Source organism: Nitrospira sp. BLG_2 (genome assembly GCF_049222245.1).
In genome coordinates this window covers 1-2,113 of the sequence record NZ_JBLYIG010000073.1, presented here as the reverse complement: position 1 = coordinate 2,113, position 2,113 = coordinate 1, and the positions used below count along the sequence as shown (strand labels likewise).

The following is a 2,113-nucleotide window of genomic DNA, read 5'->3' as shown; positions in this document are numbered from 1 at the left end:
ACATGGACGCCCCCAAGGGTCCTTCCATGCTCTCGCTATCCGGCCAGATCGTCGGCACCATTCCGTACCTCAGCCCGGAGCGGGTCAAGAGCAACGACGCGAGCACCTCGTCCGACACCTACGCCCTGGGGATCATCCTCTACGAACTGGTGACCGGAAAATATCCATACCCGATCACGTCAGACAACTTCGAAACCCTTTCAAACATCGTCCACCGCGAGCCGGCCAGCCCGCGAAAGGTGATCACCGAACATTCCAGCACGACCATCAAGCCAACAGAAATCAACGGCGACCTGGAGCGCATCATGCTCAAGGCGCTGGCCAAGGAGCCGCAGCGGCGGTACGGGTCGGTCGCCGAGTTCGCCACCGACCTGCGGCACTACCTTTCCGGCGAGGCCGTGGCCGCCCGCTCCGAGAGCAAGATTTACGTCCTGCGCAAAACCGTGCGCAAGTTCCGCACCCTCGTCATCGCCGGGGTGGTGTGCGTGGCGATCCTCGTGGCGGCGCTGATCGGCGTGACGGCGGCGTGGCGGCGCAGCGAACGGGTGGCCAAAATCGCCATGGCCGGAATGGAAATGTCCGGCCTGATGAAGCTCGGCGGGGTCGAGCGAGATGCCGGCCGACGGGATCAGGCGGAGGAAAATTATAAGAAAGTCATCGAACTGGCGGAAACGATTCAGTCGGACGACCCGCTGATCCTGCTGCAACTCTGTAGAGCGCATCAGGGCCTGACCTCAATTCAATGGGACAAGAACAACCCGGACGTCGCCGCGTTGCACGCCAAGAAGTCATTTGACCCGGCCCAAAAACTCGTTCAACGCGAACCGGAAAACCTGATCTACCAAAGGCTGCTCGCCTTTGCCTTGAGAGACCGGGGAGAGCAGGCCTTTCAGCGAGAAAACTATGGCCTGGCCCTTGAGAATTTCCAGCAGGCAGCCTCGATCCTTAAATCCATTCTTGCCACCAGGCCGGATGATCTAAATATGGCCGGGGATCTGGCATCCTTCCTGAATCTGGTAGGCAAGGCAGCCCGAAAACTGGGAAAGTTCGATTTGGCGACTCAGTCTTATACCCAATCCTACGAAATGTACCAACGACTGGCCGACGCCGATCCGAAGAGCCTCATCCGCAGGCTGGAATTCATCAGTTCCGAAAGCGGTATGGCCATTCTCCACTTTTCATACAAAACCCCCGAGCACAATATGGAGGCGAAGGTCTGGCTGGATAAGGCCGACGCCCACCTGTCCGAAGTGAAGCGGCGAGACGACGCATCGCAAATGCTGGAAAGCATTGACAAAATCCGATACGAGATCACCGAAAATAGAAGTCTTTTCGAGCGCCGCCTCGCCGCACAGAACAGCACACCCACACCGTAGGACAATGATGAAAAATGCAGCGTGCCGACCGCCCTTGATCCCCCCTTGGCAAGGGGGGAGGTGGGACGACACGCCGTAACTGCCAATTCTTCTTAGTTTGCTTGGATCTTGGTGGCTTCCACCGGTTCATCGGTTCCGCCCTTGACCGGCTCGTTGGTTCCCGCCGCGGCCATGGCGTAAGTGACGCTGGCCGTCGTCTCGTACGGAGTCGAAGAAACGGCCGGGACGGAGATCAGCTCGTAGTCCAGGTCCGCGTAGCCGGGACTGTCCGCCGTCGCCGTGCCGGTCAGCAGCGGAGTGGTGAGGAACTCGTCGAGCTCCGGGTTCTGGGCGTCACCATGCGAGACCCACCACAGGCCGTCGCCCGTGTCCAGCGTGGGGTATTCCTGCGTCCAGGTGAAGTTGTCCACCCCGTCGCGGTAGACGAACTCCAGCAGGGTGACTCTCCAGCCGATGTCTTCGACGTCGCTGTCCACGGCGTGCAGCGTCGCGATGACGTAAAAATCGACGACGCTGTTGGGATTGGCCGGCGACACGTGAAAGGCGAACTGGACGGTCTGATCCTGGGGGAGATCAGCCCATGCCCCGCCGACATGCACCAACAGAACCGTAACCGACCAAGCCAGTACAAAATGAGCGCGCATACTTCCTCCGTTCTTGCTGTCCAGCCATGCGTGGGCACACGGGGGGCGCAGCCGCCCCGGAAGCGGGTGACATCACATGGCACTAAAGCAGTG

At 60.0% G+C, this 2,113-nt stretch carries 2 protein-coding genes; one reads left to right on the top strand and one right to left on the bottom strand.

Going from position 1 to position 2,113, the window contains the following annotated elements:
• Positions 1–1,376, top strand: a 1,376-nt coding sequence (locus tag ACOSYY_RS02025) for a protein kinase domain-containing protein (RefSeq protein ID WP_421660600.1), incomplete at its 5' end; no start/stop codon positions are given.
• Positions 1,377–1,468: 92 nt separating this feature from the next.
• Here ACOSYY_RS02025 and ACOSYY_RS02020 read toward each other — a convergent pair.
• Positions 1,469–2,020: a hypothetical protein gene (locus ACOSYY_RS02020; protein ID WP_421660599.1), complete on the bottom strand. Its 552-nt coding sequence runs from the start codon at positions 2,018–2,020 to the stop codon at positions 1,469–1,471.
• Positions 2,021–2,113 lie beyond the last annotated feature (93 nt).